The 21,777-nt window shown below is 64.7% G+C and carries 20 protein-coding genes; 13 read left to right on the forward strand and 7 right to left on the reverse strand.

The features are described from left to right. Positions 1–174: 174 nt before the first annotated feature. Together E8E95_RS06715 and E8E95_RS06720 are read right to left on the reverse strand one after the other, a co-directional pair. Complete coding sequence (locus E8E95_RS06715; RefSeq protein ID WP_280349276.1) at positions 175–1,248, reverse strand: polyamine ABC transporter substrate-binding protein; 1,074 nt, start codon at positions 1,246–1,248, stop codon at positions 175–177. A gap of 329 nt (positions 1,249–1,577) precedes the next feature. Further along, the gene (locus E8E95_RS06720; protein ID WP_280349116.1) at positions 1,578–2,198 is read right to left on the reverse strand and encodes a LysE family transporter; all 621 of its coding nucleotides are present in this window, start codon (positions 2,196–2,198) and stop codon (positions 1,578–1,580) included. A 133-nt stretch (positions 2,199–2,331) separates the two neighbouring features. Here E8E95_RS06720 and E8E95_RS06725 point away from each other — a divergent pair, with 133 nt between their 5' ends. The 6 genes from E8E95_RS06725 (at position 2,332) to E8E95_RS06750 (ending at position 7,511) form a co-directional block, all read left to right on the forward strand. Then, positions 2,332–2,778, forward strand: a complete 447-nt coding sequence (locus E8E95_RS06725; protein ID WP_280349117.1) for an Lrp/AsnC family transcriptional regulator — start codon at positions 2,332–2,334, stop codon at positions 2,776–2,778. A gap of 445 nt (positions 2,779–3,223) precedes the next feature. After that, positions 3,224–5,293 (forward strand): EAL domain-containing protein, encoded by a 2,070-nt coding sequence (locus E8E95_RS06730; protein ID WP_280349118.1) that lies wholly within the window; start codon positions 3,224–3,226, stop codon positions 5,291–5,293. A 79-nt stretch (positions 5,294–5,372) separates the two neighbouring features. Beyond that, the gene (locus E8E95_RS06735) at positions 5,373–5,642 is read left to right on the forward strand and encodes a metal-sensing transcriptional repressor (protein WP_280349119.1); all 270 of its coding nucleotides are present in this window, start codon (positions 5,373–5,375) and stop codon (positions 5,640–5,642) included. Between the two features lie 122 nt (positions 5,643–5,764). Beyond that, the gene (locus tag E8E95_RS06740; protein WP_280349120.1) at positions 5,765–6,205 is read left to right on the forward strand and encodes a YeeE/YedE family protein; all 441 of its coding nucleotides are present in this window, start codon (positions 5,765–5,767) and stop codon (positions 6,203–6,205) included. Next, complete coding sequence (locus E8E95_RS06745) at positions 6,202–6,651, forward strand: DUF6691 family protein (protein WP_280349121.1); 450 nt, start codon at positions 6,202–6,204, stop codon at positions 6,649–6,651. Before E8E95_RS06740 ends, E8E95_RS06745 begins: the two co-directional genes overlap by 4 nt. After that, on the forward strand, positions 6,648–7,511 hold the full coding sequence (locus E8E95_RS06750) for an MBL fold metallo-hydrolase (protein WP_280349122.1): 864 nt from the start codon (positions 6,648–6,650) through the stop codon (positions 7,509–7,511). The genes E8E95_RS06745 and E8E95_RS06750 overlap by 4 nt, the downstream gene beginning before the upstream one ends. Positions 7,512–7,545: 34 nt before the next feature. Here E8E95_RS06750 and E8E95_RS06755 read toward each other — a convergent pair whose 3' ends face one another. Then, complete coding sequence (locus tag E8E95_RS06755) at positions 7,546–10,056, reverse strand: LuxR C-terminal-related transcriptional regulator (protein ID WP_280349123.1); 2,511 nt, start codon at positions 10,054–10,056, stop codon at positions 7,546–7,548. On the opposite strand from E8E95_RS06755, the gene E8E95_RS06760 reads away from it, so the two are divergent. Then, positions 10,055–10,228: a hypothetical protein gene (locus E8E95_RS06760; RefSeq protein WP_280349124.1), complete on the forward strand. Its 174-nt coding sequence runs from the start codon at positions 10,055–10,057 to the stop codon at positions 10,226–10,228. The genes E8E95_RS06755 and E8E95_RS06760 overlap by 2 nt on opposite strands. Here the strand turns inward: E8E95_RS06760 and E8E95_RS06765 are convergent. Both E8E95_RS06765 and E8E95_RS06770 read right to left on the reverse strand, forming a co-directional pair. Beyond that, entirely contained in the window at positions 10,189–11,559 is a 1,371-nt protein-coding gene (locus E8E95_RS06765; protein WP_280349125.1) for a DUF1329 domain-containing protein, read from the reverse strand. The two genes, E8E95_RS06760 and E8E95_RS06765, sit on opposite strands and share 40 nt — an antisense overlap. A 20-nt stretch (positions 11,560–11,579) precedes the next feature. Then, the gene (locus E8E95_RS06770; RefSeq protein ID WP_280349126.1) at positions 11,580–13,481 is read right to left on the reverse strand and encodes a DUF1302 domain-containing protein; all 1,902 of its coding nucleotides are present in this window, start codon (positions 13,479–13,481) and stop codon (positions 11,580–11,582) included. Between the two features lie 771 nt (positions 13,482–14,252). Here E8E95_RS06770 and E8E95_RS06775 point away from each other — a divergent pair. The 3 genes from E8E95_RS06775 (at position 14,253) to E8E95_RS06785 (ending at position 16,130) form a co-directional block, all read left to right on the forward strand. Next, positions 14,253–14,819 (forward strand): hypothetical protein, encoded by a 567-nt coding sequence (locus E8E95_RS06775; protein WP_280349127.1) that lies wholly within the window; start codon positions 14,253–14,255, stop codon positions 14,817–14,819. A gap of 132 nt (positions 14,820–14,951) precedes the next feature. Next, complete coding sequence (locus E8E95_RS06780; RefSeq protein ID WP_280349128.1) at positions 14,952–15,569, forward strand: LysE family transporter; 618 nt, start codon at positions 14,952–14,954, stop codon at positions 15,567–15,569. A gap of 81 nt (positions 15,570–15,650) precedes the next feature. Next, the gene (locus E8E95_RS06785) at positions 15,651–16,130 is read left to right on the forward strand and encodes an HIT family protein (RefSeq protein ID WP_280349129.1); all 480 of its coding nucleotides are present in this window, start codon (positions 15,651–15,653) and stop codon (positions 16,128–16,130) included. A 164-nt stretch (positions 16,131–16,294) separates the two neighbouring features. Here E8E95_RS06785 and E8E95_RS06790 read toward each other — a convergent pair whose 3' ends face one another. Next, positions 16,295–16,912, reverse strand: coding sequence for a saccharopine dehydrogenase NADP-binding domain-containing protein (locus E8E95_RS06790; RefSeq protein ID WP_280349130.1), 618 nt, complete (start codon positions 16,910–16,912; stop codon positions 16,295–16,297). Further along, positions 16,909–17,565: a phosphoribosyltransferase family protein gene (locus E8E95_RS06795; protein ID WP_280349131.1), complete on the reverse strand. Its 657-nt coding sequence runs from the start codon at positions 17,563–17,565 to the stop codon at positions 16,909–16,911. Before E8E95_RS06795 ends, E8E95_RS06790 begins: the two co-directional genes overlap by 4 nt. Before the next feature lie 663 nt (positions 17,566–18,228). On the opposite strand from E8E95_RS06795, the gene E8E95_RS06800 reads away from it, so the two are divergent. The 3 genes from E8E95_RS06800 (at position 18,229) to yjiA (ending at position 21,637) form a co-directional block, all read left to right on the forward strand. Next, a complete protein-coding gene (locus tag E8E95_RS06800; protein WP_280349132.1) occupies positions 18,229–20,286 on the forward strand; it encodes a carbon starvation CstA family protein in 2,058 nt (685 codons plus the stop codon). Positions 20,287–20,299: 13 nt separating this feature from the next. After that, positions 20,300–20,503, forward strand: a complete 204-nt coding sequence (locus E8E95_RS06805) for a YbdD/YjiX family protein (protein ID WP_280349133.1) — start codon at positions 20,300–20,302, stop codon at positions 20,501–20,503. Positions 20,504–20,644: 141 nt separating this feature from the next. Next, on the forward strand, positions 20,645–21,637 hold the full coding sequence (yjiA, locus tag E8E95_RS06810; RefSeq protein ID WP_280349277.1) for a GTPase: 993 nt from the start codon (positions 20,645–20,647) through the stop codon (positions 21,635–21,637). The last annotated feature ends 140 nt before the right edge of the window (positions 21,638–21,777 follow it).

Here is a 21,777-nt window from a genome sequence, read left to right on the forward strand (position 1 = left end):
CCTTGGCGAATGAATTCGCCCCTACAGGGCTCGGTGTTGCGGGGGAAACCTTGTGGGGGCGACTTCAGTCGCTGAGCAGGCCGAAGGCCTGCCGTTGGGAATCACAGGGGCAGCTGGGCTGCCCTTAGCGATTGAAATCGCCCCCACAGGTTTTCATTCGGAACCGCGTGTCTGTCAGGTCCCCGACTTCAGCTTCGTCCAGGCTCGGGTGCGGGCACGTTCGGCATTGCGCTCCAGTGGCAGCAGGGTGAAGAGGGTGGCCTGGGCCTCGGCGGTGGGATAGAGGTTTGGGTTGTTGCGGATTTCCGGGTTGACCAGGGCGGTAGCGTCCTTGTTCGGGTTCGGATAACCGACGAAGTCACTGACCGGGGCGATCACCTGGGGCTGCAGCAGGTAGTTGATGAAGGCATGGGCATCCTCGGGGTTCTTCGCGCCCTTGGGGATGGCGAGCATGTCGAACCACACCGGTGCACCTTCCTTGGGCAGGCGCATGTCCACCACCACCCCGTTGCCGGCTTCCTTGGCGCGGTTGGCCGCTTGGGAGAAGCTGCCCGAGTAACCCACGGCCACGCAGATGTCGCCGTTGGCGATGTCGGCCATGTACTTGGAGGAATGGAAGTAGGTGATGTTGGGGCGGATTTTCTGCAGCAACTCGCCGGCCTTGTCGTAGTCCTTCGGCTGGTTGCTGTTGGGCGGCAGACCCAGGTAATGGAGGGCGATGGGCAGGATTTCCGACGGCGAATCCAGCAGGGCCACACCGCATTGCTTGAGCTTGGCGATGTTCTCTTCCTTGAAGATCAGGTCCCAGCTGTCCACCGGGGCGTTCTCGCCCAGGGCCGCCTTGACCTTGGCCGGGTTGAAGCCGATCAGCACCGTTCCGTACATGTAGGGCACGGCGAAGCGATTGCCCGGGTCGTTGGCCTCGATCAGCTTCATCAGCTGCGGGTCCAGGTGGTTCCAGTTGGGCAGCTTGCTACGGTCGAGCGGCTGGAACACGTCGGCCTGGATCTGCTTGGCGAGGAATACGTTGGACGGCACCACCACGTCATAGCCGGAATTGCCGGTGAGCAGCTTGGCCTCCAGTGCCTCGTTGGTGTCGAAGATGTCGTAGATGAGCTTGGCGCCGTTCTCCTTCTTGAAGGTGTCCAGGGTCTGCGGGGTGATGTAGTCGAACCAGTTGTAGACGCGCAGGGTACGTTCTTCGGCCAGGACCTGGGTGGCGAGCAGGCCGCACAAGGCGGCGCCCAGGAGGCGGGGGAGTCTGTGCTTGTTCAATTGCGGCAACCTTTAGGTGGGCTTGAGTTGGGCCTAAATCGATATCTATCTGTTTAGGTCGCAAATCTGAAAGCAAATGCCGCGCCATATAAATGGAAAGGCCGATATAGATCGGTTAATTGGCCGAAAGGCCGAGCATTGGTGAGCGTGGGGATTACCGGGCGTAACGGGCAGTGGCACCGGGCTACCCAGCTGAGCGCTTCGACTTACTGTAGGAGCGAGCTTGCTCGCGAAAGATTGTGCTCGGACTATTCGCGAGCAAGCTCGCTCCTACAAGGCCGGTGATGAGTCAGGCACAAGATTCAGCCGGCAATCACTCGCACCAGTTGCCAGGTGGCGAAACCCAGCAGGAATATTCCGGCGCTGCGATCGATCCATTGCACGGAGCGAACGCCCAGGCGGTGGCGGATCGTGGACACGCCCAGGCTCAGGGCCAGCCACCAGAGCGCCGAGCCGCAGAACACGCCCAGCACCATCACCAGCCCGCCCGCACCTGACAGGGCCTCGCCGCCGGACAGGGTGGCAAAGATGGCGACGAAGGACAGGATGGTCAGCGGGTTGCTCAGGGTCAGCAGGAACACCGAGACGAACGCCGGCAGCGCCCGGACCGGATCGACGGCACTGGCGGCGCGTTCCGGCGGCTTTGCACGCAGCATCTTCAGGCCCATCCAGGCCAGGAACAGGGCGCCGGCCAGGGCCAGTGGCGAGGCCAGCGCAACGAAGGCACGAGTGATGGCGCCAATGCCGAACGCGCCCAGTGCCCCGTAGCAGGCATCCGCCGCCGCCGCGCCCAAGCCGCTGATGAAGCCGATGCGTGCGCCGTGGCCAAGGGTCCGCTGGATGCACAAAAGGCCGATGGGACCAACCGGGGCCGCGATGGACAGACCGATCAGGACGGATTTGAGAAACAGCAGGGCTTCCATGCGGAAGGCTCCGGGGCAGTGGACACGGGCAATATTCTGCGCTGCACTGCATCGGGCCTGAATGGAAGGATTACGGTAATTATTGGGGCGTACCTGAATATTTCATGGGTTTTTGGCTGGAGGCCTGAGAAATATGGAGCTTGATGCAAAGTCTTGGAAAATCCTGCAAGTCGTGCAACGCGAAGGGCGCATTTCGCTGACCGACCTGGCCTCGCAAGTGGCGCTGTCCCTGCCGGCCACCTCCGAACGCCTCAAGCGACTGGAGGAGGCCGGGGTGATCGAGGCCTATTGCGCCACCGTCTCGCCGGAGAAGGCCGGGTACGGGGTGATGGCACTGATCGGCATGACCACCCCGCAGCCGGACAAGGCGCGACTGATCGCCCAGTTGCAGCAGATGCCGGAGGTGCTGGAGTGCCTGCATGTCACCGGGCAGGACTCCTTCATCCTGCGCGTGGTGACCCGCGATATCCGCCACCTGGAGCGCTTCGTCGGCAGCATCAACCACTTCGGCGAGACCCGCACCTCCATCGTCATGTCGGCACCCATCCCCCTGCGTGGCGTGGAGCCGCCGCGTGACTGACCTTTCGATATGGGGCGGAACCTTGTGGGGGCGAATTCATTCGCTGACCGCGCAGGTTCGGCCTTCGATCCTTCAGGGGCAGCTGCGCTGCCCATAGCGATTGAAATCGCCCCCACAGGGTGTGTGTCCTGGAAGTTTTCTGTGGGAGCGAATTCATTCGCGATTGAAATCGCTCCCACAGGTCACGGTATTGCCGGTGGAGCTACTTGTAGGGGCGAATTCATTCGCCAACCGGACCGCAGGTTCGGCCGTCGGATCTGCAGGGGGCAGCTGCGCTGCCCATAGCGATTGAAATCGCCCCCACAGGTAAAGAGGGCACAGCCGTTCTCGTTCTGTCAGATACCGGCAATCTGCCATACGGCACCGCCGGCCTTCGCTGAGTTTGTTTAGAATGCGTCCCGTTTTGCCGCCCGTCTGGGGCGGCTTTCCGCTTGATAGGTTTTCCATGCTCACGGGCAGCTACGACTACTCCCTTGTTCTCATCTCCCTCCTGGTGGCCATCCTCGCGTCCTACACGGCGCTGGACCTGGCCGGGCGGGTTTCCAGCAGCCAGGGACGTGGCACGGTGCTTTGGATCGGCGGCGGTGCCATCGCCATGGGCATTGGTATCTGGTCCATGCACTTCATAGGCATGCTCGCGTTCAGCCTGCCCATTGCGCTCGGCTACGACTTGCCGCTGACCTTGCTTTCGCTGCTGATCGCGGTGCTCGTATCTGGCTTCGCCCTGTGGCTGGTGAGCCAGCCCGAGCAGCCACTCTGGCAACTGATCTGCGGCGCGGTGACCATGGGCGCCGGTATCAGCTGCATGCATTACCTGGGCATGCACGCCATGCGCATGCTGCCGGGCATCGACTACGACCCCGGCTTGTTCTACCTATCCCTGGCCATAGCGGTGGCGGCGTCGGGCGCGGCGCTGTGGATCGCCTTTCGCCTGCGCCACGACACGCCTTACGTACGCTTGGCACGGGGCGGGGCGTCGCTGGTGATGGGGGTGGCCATAGTCGGCATGCACTACACGGGCATGGCGGCGGCCAACTTCCCCCAGGGCAGCATCTGTGGCGCTGCAATCACGGGCCTCGACAGCCGCTGGCTGGCCAGTCTGGTGATCGTGGTGACACTGGCGATCCTGGCCATCGCCCTGCTGACGTCGGTGCTGGATGCCCGCCTGGCGGCACGTACCGCCCAGCTCACCGATTTGCTGGAGCAGGCCAATCAGGAACTGACCCACCTGGCGCTGCACGACAACCTCACCAAGCTGCCCAACCGCACTCTTCTGGAAGACCGCATCGACCACGCGATCCACAAGGTCAACCGCACCGGCGGCTGCTTCGCCCTGCTGTTCATGGACCTGGACGGCTTCAAGCCGGTCAACGACGCCTTCGGCCATCACGTCGGCGACCTGCTGCTGCGTGAGGTGGCCCAGCGTCTGCGGGAGCACCTACGCGCCGAAGACACCCTGGCACGTATCGGCGGCGATGAGTTCGTACTGCTGGCCAGTCTGGGCGAGCCGAACGATGCGGTGACCCTCGCCAGCCAGCTCGTAGCGCTCGTGGGCAATGCCTTCAACGTGGCCGGCCAGGAGCTGCGTGTGTCGACCAGCGTCGGCATTGCGCTCTATCCCGGCGACGGCGTGAGCCGTGAAGAACTCCTGATAAATGCCGACGCCGCGATGTACCACGCCAAGGGCGCGGGCAAGAACGGCTACAGCTTCTTCGAGCAGTCGATGAATACCGATGCCCGGGATCATCTGCAGCTGCTCCATGACCTGCGCCAGGCGCTGGATGCCGGGGAGCTGGTGTTGCATTACCAGCCCAAGTTCGCCGCTGGCGACACGCAACGGGTGATCGGTGCCGAGGCACTTCTGCGCTGGCAGCACCCGCGCCGCGGCTTGCTGATGCCGGACCAGTTCATCAGCCTGGCGGAAAAGACCGGCCTGATCATTCCCATCGGTAACTGGGTACTGAACGAAGCCTGCCGGCAGATGAGCCAGTGGTTTGCCGAGGGCCGGCGTGACTGGCGGGTGGCGGTGAACCTGTCGGCCCTGCAGTTCTGCCACGCCGGGCTGATCGCCAGCGTGCAGGCGGCCCTGCAACGCTATGCGCTGCCGGCCAACTGCCTGACCCTGGAAATCACCGAAACCACTGCCATGCAGGACGCCGACACCAGCCTGGGCATCCTTCGTCAACTGGCCGACATGGGTGTGGACCTGTCCATCGACGATTTCGGTACCGGTTACTCCAGCCTGCTTTACCTCAAGCGCCTGCCGGCCAACGAGCTGAAGATCGACCGCGGTTTCGTCCGCGACCTGGAACGCGACAGCGACGACGCGGCGATCGTCTCCGCCATCGTCGCCCTCGGCCAGGCGCTGGACTTGCGCATCGTCGCCGAGGGGGTGGAGACCGAGTCTCAGCAAGCCTTCCTGACGGGGCTGGGTTGCGATTCGCTGCAGGGCTTCCTGTTCGGCAAGCCGGTGCCGGCGGATCAGTTGATGGCCTGCTCTGAAGCGTTGGCCTGAGGGGCAGGGTGGCGCTGGGCGAGACGGGCGCCCAGGCTGACGTCATACTCCCCCCGGTAATCGTCAGGAGAAGCAATCGATGGCCAACCCCGTGGTAGCCGCGCACCAGGACGCCATGCTCAAGCGTCTGGCCCGCATCGAAGGGCAGCTTCGCGGCCTGCAGGCGATGATTCGCCGCGGCGAGGACTGCGAGGCAATCGCCCAACAGTTCAGCGCCTCGCGAAAAGCGCTGGACCGGGCCTACCAGCAGATGCTGGTCTGCCTGCTGGAAGAGGCCATGCTCGACCCGGCCCAGGACGCTAGCGAGACCCTCGAGCGCGTTCGCGCCATCTTCACCAGGTACACCTGATTGCGGGGGCGGCAACTGTCGTTGCCGATCATCCGGGTCGGTTGCCGCCTAGGTTTGCATACCCCTGGGGGTATATGATCGCGTGATTCCAATTGCCGTGGCCGGTCTGGCCAGGAGTCCCGATGTATATCGACTGGCCTGCTTTCACTCCCTGGAGCGCCCTGGCCGGCGGCGCACTGATCGGCTTGTCCTCCAGCCTGTTCATCCTTGCCAATGGCCGTATCGCCGGCATCAGCGGCCTGCTTGGCAGCCTGCTTCAGCGAGAGGACGGCGGGCTGGGTGAAAAGGCCCTGTTCCTGCTTGGCCTGCTGCTCTCACCACTGCTCTGGGTGGCCCTGAGCGAGGCGCCCGAGGTCCGGATCGAGACGGGCTGGGCGGGCCTGCTCATGGCCGGTCTGCTGGTGGGCGTTGGCACGCGCTTGGGTTCTGGCTGCACCAGCGGACATGGTGTTTGCGGGCTGGCCAGGCTGTCACTGCGCTCCCTGGTAGCGACCCTCTGCTTCATGGCGACGGGGTTCCTGACCGCCTTCGTATTGCGCCATCTGTTGGGAGGTGCGTTGTGAACCGGCTCAGTGCCTTTATCGCCGGTCTGGTCTTCGGCTTGGGCCTGATGTTGGCCGGGATGACCAACCCGGCGAAGGTTCTTGCGTTTCTCGGCCTGGCTGGTGCTTGGGACCCGTCTCTGGCCCTGGTCATGGGCGGCGCAATCGCGGTGGCCCTGCCGGTGTTTACCCTTGTCCAGAAGCGGCCCGTATCCTTGCTTGGCCGGCCAATCCAGCTACCGCCTAGGCGCGACCCCGATCGTCGCCTGATGGGTGGCAGCCTGCTGTTCGGCGTGGGTTGGGGCATTGCTGGAATCTGCCCGGGGCCGGCCATCGCGCTGCTGCTGACTGGTCACTGGCAGGCCTGGGTGTTCGCCATGGCCATGGTGGTGGGAATGCTTCTCTACGGGTTCCTGGCGCGGCGGCAACTAAGCTTGAGAAAACCTGGCCAGGAGAGCCCCCTATGACCCCCCGTGTTGAAGCATTCTTCGACCCGGCCACCTGTTCCTACAGCTATGTCGTCAGCGACCCGGACAGCGGGCGCTGCGCCGTCGTCGACCCGGTGCTGGATTACTGCGCCGCCAGCGGGCACACCTCCCATGCGGGCGCCGAGCGGATCACCGCCTACGTGCGTGACCAGGGGCTGACGGTGGACTGGCTGCTGGAAACCCATGTGCATGCCGATCACCTGTCCGCAGCGGCCTGGCTCAAGCACGAACTGGGCGGGGCGCTGGCCATCGGCGGACATATCACCCAGGTACAGCAGCGCTTCAGTGCGCTGTTCAATGCCGGAGAGGACTTCGCCACCGACGGCCGCCAGTTCGACCGCCTGCTGCAGGACGGCGACCGTCTGGCCATCGGTAATCTGGAACTCCTGGCAATCCATACGCCGGGTCATACCCCGGCCTGCATGACCTACCTGATCGGCGATGCCGCGCTCATCGGCGACACGCTGTTCATGCCCGACTACGGCACCGCCCGCTGTGATTTCCCCGGAGGCGATGCCCGCGCCCTGTATCGCTCCATCCGCCGACTGTTCGAGTTGCCGGAAGCGACGCGGCTGTTCCTCTGCCATGACTACAAGGCACCGGGGCGGGACGAGTACCGCTACGAAACCACGGTGGCCGAACAACGTGCGCAGAACGTGCATGTCCACGTAGGCATCGACGAAGACGCCTTCGTCGCGATGCGCATCGCGCGGGACGCCACCCTGTCGATGCCGGCGCTGATCCTGCCGGCGGTGCAGGTGAACATGCGCGCCGGGCAATTGCCGCCCGCCGAAGACAATGGCATCCGCTACCTGAAAATCCCGCTGGACGTGCTCTGAGAACCAATCGGTGAAGGTAGCGGGGCAGGGCGCCTCAGTTGGCCAGACCCAGCTCCTTGGCCCGGGCGATGGCCTGGGTGCGGCGCTCTACGCCCAGCTTGAAGTTGATCCGCTGGGCGTGGGTTTTCACCGTATGCAGGGAGATGAACAGGCTTTCGGCGATCTGCTGATTGGAGTGGCCGCGCACGATCAGCCGCAGCACTTCCAACTCGCGCCGGCTTAGCAGGGACGCGGGTGCGCTGTTGTCGCCTCCGGCACTTTCGCCAGCCCAGCGCATCATCGCCGGGTTGCGCAAGGCGAAGGCCCGTTCGACGCTGGCCAGCCCCATCTGCCGTGCGAGTGCCAGGGCGTCCAGCAGGGCCTGGCGGGCCCGCGCCTGGCGGTTGTCTGCGTACAGCCCTTCGGCCAGGCTGAAGCCGATTTCGCAGGCCAGCGGGCGGCGTCCTTGTGCCGTAGCCTGTTCGAGCATGGCCTCCAGTTCGATCAACGATTCGCCTACCGCGCCATTGGCCAGGCGCGCCTGCACCAGCAGCAGGCGCAGGCGAAGATGCAGGTCTGGCGCGCCATAAGGCGCTATCTCGAAGGCCTCGGCTGGCAGGGCCAGCAGCGCTTTTTCGGCATGGCCGGAACGCCCCTGGCGCAACCAGAGCCGCGCCTTGGCGCGTGCCAACAGCGTCTGGTAGAGCGTCGGGCTGATGCGTCCGTACTGCATCACCCGCTCGGCGTCTGCCACACGGGAGAAGGCACTGGCCAGGTCGTCCTGCAGGGCATCCAGCTCGGCCAGGCCGAGGAATCCCCAGAAGGCCGCTGGGTCCGCGCAGTTCTGGCACTCCTGCAAGCCGGCGCGATAGGACGCTTCTGATTCATCGAAGCGCCCCTGCTGCATCAGGATGGCGGCCCAGCGCAGCTGGACGCGGCCACGCATGGGGCTGGCTTCTTCGCCCCAGGCGGCGGTCAGTTCGCTGAACAGGCGCTTGAGCAGGGTTTCCGCGCGTAACAGTTCGCCGCGCAGCTCCAGCAGTTTCACGTGGCCCAGGGCGAAGACGCTTTCCATGGCCAGGCTGGCATGTTCACGGGCCTCGCGGATGGCCTCGCGGTTGAGGTCCTGGGCCTCGTCCAGCTGACCATCGATCAGCGCCAGCTCGATCTGCAGGGTGCTGCAGAACAGGCGTTGGGCCCAGGCGCCTTTCGGTAGTTCAGCGATCGCTTCCTGCAGCAGCACGGCAGCGGCCGTGAGTTGGCCGCGATGGAAGGCGAGGTTGCCGGCCAGGGCTTTCCATTGGGCCAGCAGACCCTGTTGGCGGCGTCGGTCGGGCTGGGGCAGGAAGCGTGCGAGGTTGTCGGTCAGTTGCTGCGACTCTTCCAGACGACCGCAGAGCAGGAGTGCCCAGGCGTTGAGCAGCACCAGGCGTGGCGTGCTCTCCAGCAGGCTGTCGGGCAGTTCGGCGCGCCACTGCATGAGCAGGGCGAGGCTGCGACCCTGCAGCAGGCGGTCGCGGGTGTAGTGCTGCATCAGGCTCGCCGCCACTTCCGGTTGGTCCGCCTTGAGGGCGTATTCCAGCGCCGGGCGAATCTGGTCCTGGCTCATGTACCACTGGCAGGCACGGCGATAGAGGGTTCGCGTCATGCTCGTGGGCAACTGGGCGGCGAGCGCGGGAGCGACGGCGGGCAGGATGCGCAGGGTGCGTTCGTCGTTGCCGGGCGCCTCGATGAACAGTCCGCACTCGCGCAACTGGGCCAGCAAACGACCGCCTTCGCCGGTGCTGAAGAGTTGCTCGCAGAGCGGCAGGTCGAAGTGCGGGAAGTGCGCCAGGGTGAACAGCGCCTGCTGCCAGTCGCTCGGCAGCGCGTCGAGCAGCTCGTGGCGCAGGTAATCCTGTAGCAGCGAGCGGTACAGCTCCGCTGCCTGCTGAGGGCCGGCCTTGAGGCCCAGCATCCGCAGCAGGGTGCCGGCGCACCAGCCGCGCATTTCCTGGTGCAGCGCCTGGGCAGCCGACCAGGAGGCGCCCTGGCCGGCGCGCTGGAGCAGTTCAGCGGTTTCGGGGGTGCTGAATGCCAGTTCACTGCTACCCAGTTCGAACAGGTCGCCATCGAGCAGCATGCGCGCCAGCTGGAGTTGCGGCCTGCGGCGGCTGGCGATCCACCACTGCACTTGGCGCGAGCCGGCCTGGATCAGTTCGTTGAGCAGGCGGTCCAGTTCCACCGCGGGGAAGCGCGAGTAGTCATCCAGCACCAGCCACAAGGGCTGGCGCTCCTGGGCCAGCAACTGACGCAGGGGGGCGAGTTCGGACGTGTCGCTGCCCAGGGCGTCGGCCAGGCGCTGGGTGAAGTCGCTGGGCGACAGTGTTTCGCCGCGCAGGTCGAGGTAGGCCAGGCGGGTGCCTTCCGGGACGTGCTGGAGACATTCGGCCAGCAGCACGCTCTTGCCGTAACCGGCGGGGGAGCAGAGCAGGCGCAGGCGGCAGTCGCCCTGAAGCAGCGCTTCATGCAGGCGCGGGCGGGGCAGATGGCCGGGTGGCAATCGCAGGGGGTGTCTGGACGGCATGAAGGCGCTCGAAGACGTCACGCTGGGTGAATTCATCCTTGCAGAGGAAAACGCGGTACGCAAAAAAGGCGGCCCATGGGGCCGCCGAATTCAGAAGTACATCGATGACACAACGGTGCGTTCGCTGATCGCTCAGCGCACGCCGGTCTGGCGCAGGGCTGCCGGGGTGTAGTCGGCGGCCGAGGCCGTAGCGCCGAAGACGAAACTCTGCTTCTCCTCGTTCTTCAGGCCCAGTACCGAGTAGCGACCGGAGATCAGGTCGTACAGGGATTCGGCGGTGTAGCCCGGCACCTTGTGGTTGTAGTACTGCTGGGCATGGCCTTCGCCGACGCGCCACAGCTGGCCACGGCCGTCGTAGTGGTCGACTTCGGCGAGCTGCCAGGTGTCTTCGTCGAAGTACATGTCGCGCTTGGCGTAGATGTGCCGTTCGCCCGGCTTCAGCGTGGCCACCACGTGCCATACACGGTGGAGCTCGTAACGGGTCAGGTCCTGGTTGATGTGGCCGGCCTTGATGATGTCGTCGTACTTGAGCTTCGGATCATCCAGCTTGTAGCTGTTGTAGGGGATGTACAGCTCCTGCTTGCCGACCAGCTTCCAGTCGTAGCGGTCCGGCGAGCCGTTGAACATGTCGTAGTTGTCGGACGTGGCCAGGCCGTCGGCGGCGGTGGCTGGGCCATCGTAGGCCACCTGCGGTGCGCGACGGACACGACGCTGTCCGGCGTTGTAGAGCCAGGCCATGCGCGGTTCCTTGACCTGGTCGATGGTCTCGTGGACCAGCAGCACGTTGCCCGCCAGGCGCGCCGGGCCGGTTACGCGCTGGATGAAGTAGAACAGCACGTTCTGCGACTTGGCCGGATCGAGGTCCGGCAGGTTCGCCGGGTAGGACACCTCGTCCTCGAAGTGGACCATGTTGAAGGCGCCGTTGGCCTGCGGCTGCACGCGGGTCATGTAGCGGTGAATGTTGCCGCCGCGATAGCGGGTGGTGTGGTTCCACACCACTTCGACACCGGACTGGGGAATCGGGAAGGCGTAGTAGCGGCTGCCGAAGTTTTTCAGGCCGTTGCCGCCATCCAGGCTCTCGGTCTTCTCCGCGCTGGTGCGGATGGCTGCGTAGAGGTCGTCGGGCAGGGCTGCGGTGCGATGGGTCTTGTACACCGGGATCTTGTAGGTATCCGGATAGCGCTGGAACATCGCCAGCTGGCCGGCGGTGAGCTTGTCCTTGTACTGCTGGGCATTGGCCGCGGTGATGGTGAACAGCGGTTGCTCGCCGGCGAAGGGGTCGGCGAGGAAGCCCTTGGCGTCCGCCTGGCCGGCGCTGGTGGGCAGGCCGCCGGTCCACGCGGGGATGCTGCCGTCGGCGTTGCCGGCCTTCTCGGCGCCCATCGGGGTCAGGCTGGTGCCGAGTTTGGCCACCTGATCGGCAGGGGCCGCAGCCATGGCGCTGGTGGCGAGCAGGGACAGTGCCAGTACGCCCGATTGCAGGATGCGCTTGTTGTTTTTCATGGGGTTCGCCTCCGGGGCTGTCAGAAGTTCACGCCGACGCTGAATGCGAGGAAATCGCGGTCGATCGAGGTGTTGAAATCACCACCGAAGAAGTCGGTGTACGACAGGCTGGCGGTGTAGGTGTTCTGGTAGTCGGCATCCAGGCCGAGGCTGACCGCCTTGCGGCCTTCCTCGAAGTTGCCGCCAGGGCCGGGGGAGTAACCGTCGACGTCATGGGACCAGGCGATGCTCGGCTTGAGGTTCACCCCGGCGAATACGTCGTTGTAGTCCCACACGGCGCGGGCGCGGTAACCCCAGGAAGTGCTGGTGGTGAAGCCGTCGTCGGTGCAGTACTTGCTGACGTTTTCGCCGTTGGCACCCACGGCGCCGGCGTTGATGGTGCGGCAGGTGTTGTTCGGCAATTCGCCCGGCCCGAAGATCGGGTCGCGGCCGTAGCGCGCCTGGTTGGTGCTCTCCAGGCCGCCGACGTGGGTCACGCCCACTTCGCCCACCAGGGTCAGGCGCTCGGCACCCATCACCTGGTCGAAGAAATGCACGAAGGTGGTCTGCAGCTGGGTGATTTCCTTGCGGTCATAACCGTTGAGCGTGCTGCCGGGAATGGACGCCGGGGCGCCGCCGAGGATCGAGAAGTTGGAGAAGGCCGCGAACGGACCGCCGAACTGCGCCAGGCCGCGCACGCCGCCGTAGAGCAGGTCGGTGGTATTCAGTTGCACCGGCGCGTTGGGCCGGTAGCTGACCTCGCCGCTCCAGGCCGTGCCGGTGGGCAGGGTTGTGGAGAAGCTCAGGCCGTAGAGGCGGATGTCTTCCGGGTACTCGATGAAGTAGTTGCTGCCCGCCGCCACGTTGGCGATGGCCACGCCTTGGCGGGCCTGGGCCGGTACCGCCGGGGTCGAGGCGCCGGCAAGGATGCCGAGGGATTCGCGATAGGTGGCCTGGTTCGCGGCCTGGACGCTGAAGATCGGCGCGCGGGAGTGGTAGTTCATGAAGTAGGCGCCGAACTCGGTGTCCAGCGGCTCGAACATGTAGCGCAGGGCCACGCCGAACTGGCCATCGTCGCGGGCATCGCGATCCGGACCACGGGGCACGATCACCCCTTCACCGGTGGTCTGGTAGCCGAAGGCGCGGCCGAAGGGCGCCAGGGCCGGGGTCAACACGGCCAGGTTGCCGTCGCAGCCGTCGGCCACCACGTCCGGCTGGGAGAAGAAGGTGCCGCAGTTGTCGACGACCGTCTGGTCCCAGTCCAACTGGTAGAAGGCTTCGGCCGACAGGTTGTCGCTCAGGCTCTGGGACACGTAGAACATGTTCACCGGGATCAGGCCTTCCTTGATCTCGGCGCCGGGACGGCGGAACGCGGACACGTCGATGGGGTTCACCGCGTTGATGCCGTTCTGGATGAAGGTGCTTTCACCCCAGCTCACCACCTGCTTGCCCAGGCGCACGCTGCCCGGCAGTTCGGCGATGTCGTAGTTGTGGTAGACGAAGGCATCCAGCAGCTGCGCGCCGGCGGACTTGGCGCCTTCCTTGCGGTTGTGGTCGTCGATGTCCTTGAACAGACGGCTCTCGTCTTTCAGCTCGAAGTCGTACCAGTACTTGCCACGAACGAAGACGCCGGTGTCGCCGTACTTCAGCTCCAGGTCATGGATGCCCTTGAAGATCTTCGAGAAGGTTTCGCCCTTCTTGAAATTCAGGTGGGCATCGTCGGAGGTCTGGGCCAGGCCGTCGCCGCCGTTGTTGGCACCGATCAGGTCCGGGTCGGCGCTGCGCATGGACCAGCTGGCACCTACCGAGAGGGATGAGTCGAACTGCCCTTCGATCTCCCCGATGTTGAAGGTCACCGCCTGGGCTGTGGCGGACAGGCCCAGGGCGATGGCGGCTGCCAGCGCGTGGGGTCTGAAGTCTGCGTGCCTTGTTCTTGTAGTCATTGGGCCACCCTTGTTGTTCTGTTGGCGGCCGAACGTTAATGAATCCTCCCAAGGCGGGTAACGGACGAAGTAGTGATATTCAAAGTCATACTTTGTAGTGACAGGACGCTGGCGCAGGGACCTGTTCGCTGTTGGTTGCGCATCCGGGGGCCGAAGGGCGCTGATCGTCCGATGGAAGGCCTGGGCTTCTGCGGGGTGGGACATAACCTTGCTGTAAGACCTACGTCGGCACCAACGGGTGACCGATCCCCGGGGCCGTTGGCCGGGAGCAGTGCCTATGAGGAGTCGTGCGTCTGTCCCGCATGGCCGGCGGCTTCGCCGGAGTAACCGATGGCCATTGGCCGGCGCCTGCCTCTGGCTGTTCCTGATGACGTTGCTGGGGGCCGAGGTGGCCGGTGGCGAAGCGCAGGCAATCCCCGACGAGGGGTACCACCAGGAAGAGGGCAGGGGACGGACGGATGGGGGGCAAAACGGCAGGGGCTTATAATCGCCAGTGCAGTACTTGCAGAGTTCAGCACCCCCGCCTTCCTTTCGCGCTCGTGCCAGCTCTGACGGACGGTTGAGGCCTGCGGGCCTATACACCACCGGAGGAGAAAGGCGGTTCGCCCGGCCACCCAGCATGGCCAGCGCCAGTCCAGCGACCCATCCATTTAGCGGCGTCTCACGTGCCGCATGGTCACCGCCCTCGCGACAGGGTTGCGACCGCCTCCTTTCTCCGCTCAGTGGCCACCTGCCTCCTCCTGAAGCAGGTGCCTGACAGGAGTTACGGATATGAAAAGAACAATCGCGCTTACCATTCCCGTGTTGTTGCTTGCCGGCGCATTGGCTTCCATGGCCCTCGCTGAAGACAACCTGCTGCGCTTCAGGGGCGGCATTGGCGTACTGCCGGTTTCCAGCGGCCAGGGCACCGAAGATATCGCCACGGTCGTCAATCGCAATCTGGTGCGTGGCGTGCAGCCTGCCGGGCAGATCTGGGTAATCCGCACCTTCGAGGCCAGAGTCAGCGTCGCGGGTGCTTTCCGGGCCGAAGGGCGGGGATTGATCCTGGGCGGTGGCAACAACATCGGCAGGGCTACCGGACAGTCGGTATTCGCCACCCTGTTCTGCGGCAGCGTCGCGCCCTTCACTGAAAGCAGCACCGACCTGGTGGGCGTGCCGCTGACCGAAGAGGGGGATTTTTCGATCACCGATGTCTTCGATCCCGTGCCGCCCAATCCCTGCCTCAGCCCGGTGCTGCTAATCCGCAATGCTGCCAATTCCAGCTGGTTCGCGGCAGGCATTCCGCGCGTCCTGAACAATCAGCCGGATGATCGCGGCGGCGATACGCTGTTGCCGTAAATGCCCTGAGGCCCTGAGCGCCTGCCTCCTCTCCCGGCCGGGAGAGGGGGACGACTTTCGGCCATCGCTGCCGGGTCGGCGCCCGGATATACTCGCCGGCATCTTCCCCGACCTACACGACAGGAGGGTGCCGTGGACTACCTCGGCGCGTTGCTGGCCATTTCCGGCGTCCTGATGCTGAGCGTCATCAGTCCCGGTCCCAATTTCGCCATCGTCACGTCCACCGCGACCCTTAGCTCGCGCCGTGCCGGCGTGGCCACCGGACTCGGTTTGGCCGCCGCCTCCGCCACCTGGGCGCTACTGGCCGTTGCCGGGCTGGGGCTCATCGTGTCGCAGGTGGAATGGCTCTATCTCGGCATCAAGCTGGCGGGCGCCGCCTACCTGATCTGGCTGGGTTTACGCATGATCCTCGGCGCCAGCAAGCCCACCGTTGCCGCACCCGACCGGCTCGAATCCAGTGCCTTTGCCGCTGCGCGCAAGGGCTACCTGGTGAGCATGACCAATCCCAAGGCGCTGGCCTTCTACGGCAGCATCTTCGCCGTGATGGTGCCGGTGCACGCGCCGGCCTGGTTCTACGCGGCCATCGTGGTGATCGCCGCCGCGGTTTCCGGCCTCTGGTACTGCGGGATGGCGATGCTCTTCTCCAACCCTGCGGTGCGCGGTGGCTTCATGCGTTTCAAGGCCGTGTTCGAGACCCTGATGGGCGTGTTCCTGCTGGGCCTGGGTGGCCGGTTGTTGCTGAGCCGTTGAGGGGGCGACTTCGCCGCCCTTGGCGAATGAATTCGCCCCCACAGGAGAGTTGCTGCCCCCGGGACTCCTGCAAGGATGCTTATGGAAATACCCTCTGAATTCATCATCCACCAGACAGACCACTGGATTCTCAATCATCGGCTCAACTCGGCCCTGCCGGGCTACCTGATGCTGGGAAGCCGGACACGGGTCGATGCCTTCCATGAGTTGCCCCAGGAGGCCCTGCTGGAGCTGGGCCCGCTGATGGCGCAGACGCAACGGGCCGTGGAGCAGGTGTTGCAGCCTCGACGTTTCTATATAGGGCGTTACGGTCATGTTCCGGGGTGGCCAATCCATTTCCACTGCATACCCGTCTTCGATTGGGTCGAGGAGCTGTTCTGGCGCGACGAACGCTACCGGGTGCTGGAGAGCTTTGCGGTTGGCGAGCCGGAGTCCGTCACGGACGGCGCCGAACTTACCCTGTTCATCTGGAGGGAGTTCTGCGAAAGGCCCGATCCGCCCGCTGTTCAGGGACCGGGAGTCGAAGCGGTGATCGAGCGGCTGCGCGTGGCTTTCTCGTAGGCGCCTCAATTGTGGGAGCGCGATTAAGCGGTTCCGTAGGATGCGGTGGAGCGGAGCGATACCCATCGGTGTGATCGAAGGGCGAACCTGCGGTCCGCTTGGCGATTGAAATCGCCCCTACAGGGAACCGCCCAAACGATCTGAGTCCGCCTCGCTCTGCGAAATCAACGGTAGCGGACGTTCACGAATTGCCAGGGATCGTTGACGTCCAGCCCTTCGGGGAACAGCCGTTCGCGGTCCTGCAGGGGCGTCCAGTCGCTGTAGTAGCCGGCCAGCTCGCCCAGGTAGGGGCGGCAGAGTTCGAGTATCTCGTCGTGGGGCAGCTGGTCGGGTTCGAGAATGCCGCGGTCGGGGTTGGCCAGGGTCCAGATCACCCCGGCCATCACGGTGGCGCTCACTTGCAGGCTGGTGGCGCTGTTGTGCTGGCACAGGGCGCGGGCTTGCTCGATGGTGAGTCGCGAGCCATACCAATAGGCGCCCCGGGTATGGCCCAGGGCAATGAGCGCGGCGCTCTCCACCTGCACCGAGCGATTGAGGAGAAAGTCCCCCGCGCCCAGCAGCGTGTCGAGTTCGGCGCGATGGTTCTCTTCGGTCAGGCGCAGGACCTTGAAGGGCACCTGGAAGCCCGCTGCCACGGCGCCGTCTTCTTCATCGGGGCTGATCACGAGCAGCTGGCCGGGTTGCATGTCGATGTGCCGCAACAGCAGTGGCAGCACGCCGCGGCCGATGCAGCCGAAGCCGATCATCACCAGGCGGCCGTCGAAGGGGCAGGGGAGCTTCATGGCCGCCACCCCGGGGCCAAGAGGTCGATGACTTCCTGATCGGTCACCTGGCGAAAGTTGCGGTAGTGATGGCCGACGGCGCGGAAGTAGGGGGGAATCGTCAGGCAGATCAGCTCATCCACCTCGGCTCGCAGCCGCTCCACGGTGTCCGCCGGGCCTACTGGGACCGCAAGGATCACCTTGCGCGGATGCTGCGCGTGCAGCGCCTGCAGGGCGACGCGCACGCTGCTGCCGGTGGCCAGCCCGTCGTCCACGAGCACCACGTCGCGGCCTTCCGGGGAAATCGGCACGCGGGGGCCGCAATACAGCGCGCGGCGGCGTTCGATCTCGCGCAATTCCTCCTCCAGCTGCTGTTCGAACCAGCCGGGCGGCGGGTCGAACAACCGCATCGCCTCTTCGTCCATCACCCATTGCGGGTTCGCGCCGTCCACCACTGCGCCGAGGGCGAATTCCTCATGGCCCGGCGCGCCGATCTTGCCTATCAGGAGGATGTCCAGCGGCGCTTGCAGTTCCTTGGCGATCTCATGGGCGACCGGCACGCCGCCACGAGGTAAAGCAAGGATCAGCGGATGGTCCAGAGGAAGGTCGCGCAGCGCCGCGGCCAGGGCGCGTCCCGCGTGGAGCCGGTCATCGAATTCAGGAGCGCGTGGCATATCAGACTCCAAAGAGAAAGGTTTCGGCCTCCTGGCCTGGGCGATACCTCGCGAGGGGACTCAAAGTATTCGAAAGCCATCTACCGCTTGCTGTTCGAATTAATTTGTCCTGCGGCGGCGTGGGCTGGCTTTTCCTTGTGGGGGCGAATTCATTCGCTATGGGCGGCGAAGCTGCCCCCTTGCAAGGTCGAGGGGCGAACCTGCGGTCCGCTTGGCGATTGAAATCGCCCCCACAGGGTTTGTGCCGGAATCCGGATTTTTTCCCTTGTGGGAGCGAATTTATTCGCGAAAGGGCAGCGGAGCTGGCACAGGGGCGACCAGGCAGGTTGTCGGCCTGAATCGCGATTGAAATCGCTCCCACAGGACCAGCACGGTGCCGCCGCTTTTTGTAGGGGCGAATTCATTCGCCAAGGGGGGCGAAGCTGCCTCCTGCAAGGTCGAGGGGCGAACCTGCGGTCCGCTTGGCGATTGAAATCGCCCCCACAGGAGCGTGCCGTGCCCTGAGAAGGGGCGTGCTGGTTACGTAGTATTACGTAGCCGTGCTTCGTAGTTGTGCGAATTTCTCCGTAGTCGCTACCCGCCGATAGTGTCGGCTGCCCCTATCCGGGCATAAACAACAACAAAAGCCGCCGCAGGTGACCCCCAGCGGCAGGAGACAATTCAATGACTCAACTGGCTACCCGAATCGCCTGGTTCGCCGTTGCCCTGCTTGGCGCAGTCGCGCTGGGCACTGTGGCACTGCGTCGGGGCGAAGCCATCAACGCCCTCTGGATCGTTACTGCTGCAACCGCGATCTACCTGATTGCCTACCGCTACTACAGCCTGTTCATCGCCAACAAGGTGATGCAGCTGGATGCCTCCCGCGCAACACCTGCAGTGCTCAACAACGATGGTCTGGACTACGTTCCGACCAACAAGCACATCCTTTTCGGTCACCACTTCGCCGCCATTGCTGGCGCCGGTCCGTTGGTGGGGCCGGTCCTCGCCGCGCAAATGGGCTACCTGCCTGGCACGCTCTGGCTGATCGCCGGTGTGGTCCTCGCCGGTGCGGTGCAGGACTTCATGGTGCTGTTCCTCTCCACCCGTCGTAACGGCCGCTCGCTGGGGGACATGGTGCGCGAAGAGATGGGCCGGATTCCGGGCACCATCGCCCTGTTCGGCTGCTTCCTGATCATGATCATCATCCTCGCGGTGCTGGCTCTGATCGTGGTGAAAGCCCTGGCGGAAAGCCCGTGGGGCATGTTCACCGTGATGGCGACCATCCCGATTGCGGTGTTCATGGGCGTCTACATGCGCTACATCCGCCCCGGTCGCATCGGCGAGATTTCCCTAATTGGCGTCGTGCTGCTGCTGGCCTCCATCTGGCTGGGTGGCATCGTGGCCGCCGACCCGGTCTGGGGCCCGGCGTTCACCTTCACCGGTGTGCAGATCACCTGGATGCTGATCGGCTATGGCTTCGTCGCCGCCGTGCTGCCGGTCTGGCTGATCCTCGCCCCGCGTGACTACCTGTCGACCTTCCTCAAGATCGGCACCATCGTTGGCCTCGCCATCGGCATCCTGGTCATCGCCCCCGAGCTGAAAATGCCGGCGCTGACCCAGTTCGTCGACGGCACCGGCCCGGTGTGGAAGGGCACCCTGTTCCCGTTCCTGTTCATCACCATCGCCTGTGGCGCCGTATCCGGCTTCCACGCGCTGATCAGCTCCGGCACCACGCCCAAGCTGCTGGCCAACGAAACCCATGCCCGCTACATCGGCTACGGCGGCATGCTGATGGAGTCCTTCGTCGCCATCATGGCCATGGTCGCTGCTTCGGTGATCGAGCCGGGCGTGTACTTCGCCATGAACAGCCCTGCCGCACTGGTGGGTACCGACGTCAACGCCGTTGCCGCCACCGTCAGCAGCTGGGGCTTCGCTATCACGCCGGAAGTGCTTCAGCAGACCGCCACTGACATCGGTGAGCACAGCATCCTGGCTCGTGCCGGTGGTGCACCGACCTTGGCCGTGGGGATCGCGCAGATCCTCCACCAGGTGCTGCCGGGCGAGAACACCATGGCCTTCTGGTACCACTTCGCGATTCTCTTCGAGGCGCTGTTCATCCTCACGGCGGTGGACGCCGGTACCCGTGCCGGTCGTTTCATGCTGCAGGACCTGCTCGGCAACTTCGTCCCGGCCCTGAAAAAGACCGAGTCCTGGACCGCCAACGTCATCGCCACCGCCGGTTGCGTGGCCCTGTGGGGCTGGCTGCTGTACCAAGGCGTGATCGACCCGCTGGGCGGCATCAACACCCTGTGGCCGCTGTTCGGCATCTCCAACCAGATGCTGGCGGGCATCGCCCTGATGCTGGGCTGCGTGGTGCTGATCAAGATGAAGCGCCAGCGCTACGTCTGGGTCACCCTGGTACCGGCCGTGTGGCTGCTGATCTGCACCACCACCGCGGGCCTGATCAAGCTGCTCGACCCGAACCCGGCCGTCGGTTTCCTGGCCCTGGCCAAGAAGTACAGCGATGCCGCGAACGCCGGCCAGATCCTGGCTCCGGCCAAGGACATGGCCCAGATGCAGCACGTGATCTTCAACGCCTACACCAACGCGACCCTGACCGTGCTGTTCCTCTTCGTGGTGACCAGCGTGCTGTTCTTCGCCATCAAGGTGGGCCGCAGCGCCTGGATGAAGACCGAGCGCACCGACAAGGAAGCGCCGTTCCAGCCGATTCCGGACGCTTGAGGAGACCGCGAGCATGTTCAATGACCTCGGCCGCATGGGTAAGTACCTCGGGCAGGCCGCGCGCATGCTCGTGGGCATGCCCGACTACGACAACTACGTCGAGCACATGCAGAACAAGCACCCGGACAAACCGGTGATGAGTTACGAGGAGTTCTTCCGCGAGCGGCAGGAAGCCCGCTACGGCGGTGGCAAGGGACGGCCCATACGCTGCTGTTGAACCCTTGATGCGGTAACCTGAGCGCCACGCCTAGCCGTGGCGCTCTTGTTTCCGGTCATCCCCCGGACCCTTTTTTGTAGGAGGGAGCTTGCTCGCGAAGAACTGTTCCCGAGCAAAGTCGCTCCTACGGGTTGAAACCTGATTTCGAGGATTGCCCCGATGTCTGTCCATCTCCCTATTCCCGTCACCGTGCTCAGCGGCTTCCTCGGTGCAGGCAAGACCACGCTGCTGAAGCACATCCTCAAGGCCGAGCACGGCCTGAAGATCGCCGTGATCGAGAACGAGTTCAGCGAAACGCCCATCGACGGCCAACTGCTCGGCGACGAGCCGGTGCAGGTGATGACCCTGGCCAACGGCTGCGTCTGCTGCTCCATACACGTCGAGCTGGAGAAGGCGCTGTTCCTCCTGCTGGAGCGGCTGGACGCCGGTGAACTGGCCTTCGACCGCCTGGTGATCGAATGCACCGGCCTGGCCGACCCGGCACCGGTGGCGCAGACCTTCTTCGCCGACGAGGAACTCTGCGAGCGCTACGTGCTGGACGGCATCATCACCCTGGTGGATGCAGTGAACGCCGAGCGCCACCTGCAGGAAACCATCGCCCAGGCCCAGGTGGGCTTTGCCGACCGCATCCTGGTGAGCAAGCGCGACCTGGTGGACGAAGCGCACTTCGACGCCCTCTGCCAGCGCCTTTCACGCATCAACCGCCGCGCCCCGATCCGCGTGGTGGACCATGGCCGCATCGATCTCGCCGAGCTGTTGGACGTGCGCGGCTTCAACCTCAACGCCGATGTCGGCCCGGCGTTGACCCTGCGTCCGCTGGCCTCCGCCGGCACTCCCGATCGCATCGGCACCCTGGTGCTGAAAAGCGAGCGCCCGCTGGATATGGACCGGCTCAGTGCGTTCATGGAAGGGCTGCTGGAAGAGCACGGCAACTCCATGCTGCGCTACAAGGGCGTACTTTGCGTCGAGGGTGAACCCCGACGTCTGGTGTTCCAGGGTGTGCTGCGGCTCTACGGTTTCGACTGGGACACCGAGTGGCAGGACGGTGAGCTGCGCGAAAGCGTGATGGTGTTCATCGGCGACCAACTGCCAGAAGAGAAGATTCGCGCCGGGTTCGAGGCGTCGCAGGTGTGAGGTCGGCGAATCGCGAATGAATTCGCTCCCACAGGTGGATCACGCTTCACCGATCCCCCATCGGCCTCGATCCAGGCACCCGCGGTGGAAGTAAAAAGCGACTTCCACCCTACGATGACGCGCGCGGTCTCGGCCACGTG

The sequence above is a fragment of the Pseudomonas sp. BN414 genome, from assembly GCF_029871275.1.
In the GTDB taxonomy this organism is placed as follows: Bacteria; Pseudomonadota; Gammaproteobacteria; order Pseudomonadales; family Pseudomonadaceae; genus Metapseudomonas; species Metapseudomonas resinovorans_C.

Coding starts and splice junctions, on each gene's coding strand:
- E8E95_RS06720 (WP_280349116.1), bottom strand. CDS start 2,198: ATGGAAGCCCTGCTGTTTCTCAAATCCGTCCTGATCGGTCTGTCCATC.
- E8E95_RS06725 (WP_280349117.1), top strand. CDS start 2,332: ATGGAGCTTGATGCAAAGTCTTGGAAAATCCTGCAAGTCGTGCAACGC.
- E8E95_RS06730 (WP_280349118.1), top strand. CDS start 3,224: ATGCTCACGGGCAGCTACGACTACTCCCTTGTTCTCATCTCCCTCCTG.
- E8E95_RS06735 (WP_280349119.1), top strand. CDS start 5,373: ATGGCCAACCCCGTGGTAGCCGCGCACCAGGACGCCATGCTCAAGCGT.
- E8E95_RS06740 (WP_280349120.1), top strand. CDS start 5,765: ATGTATATCGACTGGCCTGCTTTCACTCCCTGGAGCGCCCTGGCCGGC.
- E8E95_RS06750 (WP_280349122.1), top strand. CDS start 6,648: ATGACCCCCCGTGTTGAAGCATTCTTCGACCCGGCCACCTGTTCCTAC.
- E8E95_RS06760 (WP_280349124.1), top strand. CDS start 10,055: ATGAAGGCGCTCGAAGACGTCACGCTGGGTGAATTCATCCTTGCAGAG.
- E8E95_RS06755 (WP_280349123.1), bottom strand. CDS start 10,056: ATGCCGTCCAGACACCCCCTGCGATTGCCACCCGGCCATCTGCCCCGC.
- E8E95_RS06765 (WP_280349125.1), bottom strand. CDS start 11,559: ATGAAAAACAACAAGCGCATCCTGCAATCGGGCGTACTGGCACTGTCC.
- E8E95_RS06770 (WP_280349126.1), bottom strand. CDS start 13,481: ATGACTACAAGAACAAGGCACGCAGACTTCAGACCCCACGCGCTGGCA.
- E8E95_RS06775 (WP_280349127.1), top strand. CDS start 14,253: ATGAAAAGAACAATCGCGCTTACCATTCCCGTGTTGTTGCTTGCCGGC.
- E8E95_RS06785 (WP_280349129.1), top strand. CDS start 15,651: ATGGAAATACCCTCTGAATTCATCATCCACCAGACAGACCACTGGATT.
- E8E95_RS06790 (WP_280349130.1), bottom strand. CDS start 16,912: ATGAAGCTCCCCTGCCCCTTCGACGGCCGCCTGGTGATGATCGGCTTC.
- E8E95_RS06795 (WP_280349131.1), bottom strand. CDS start 17,565: ATGCCACGCGCTCCTGAATTCGATGACCGGCTCCACGCGGGACGCGCC.
- E8E95_RS06800 (WP_280349132.1), top strand. CDS start 18,229: ATGACTCAACTGGCTACCCGAATCGCCTGGTTCGCCGTTGCCCTGCTT.
- E8E95_RS06805 (WP_280349133.1), top strand. CDS start 20,300: ATGTTCAATGACCTCGGCCGCATGGGTAAGTACCTCGGGCAGGCCGCG.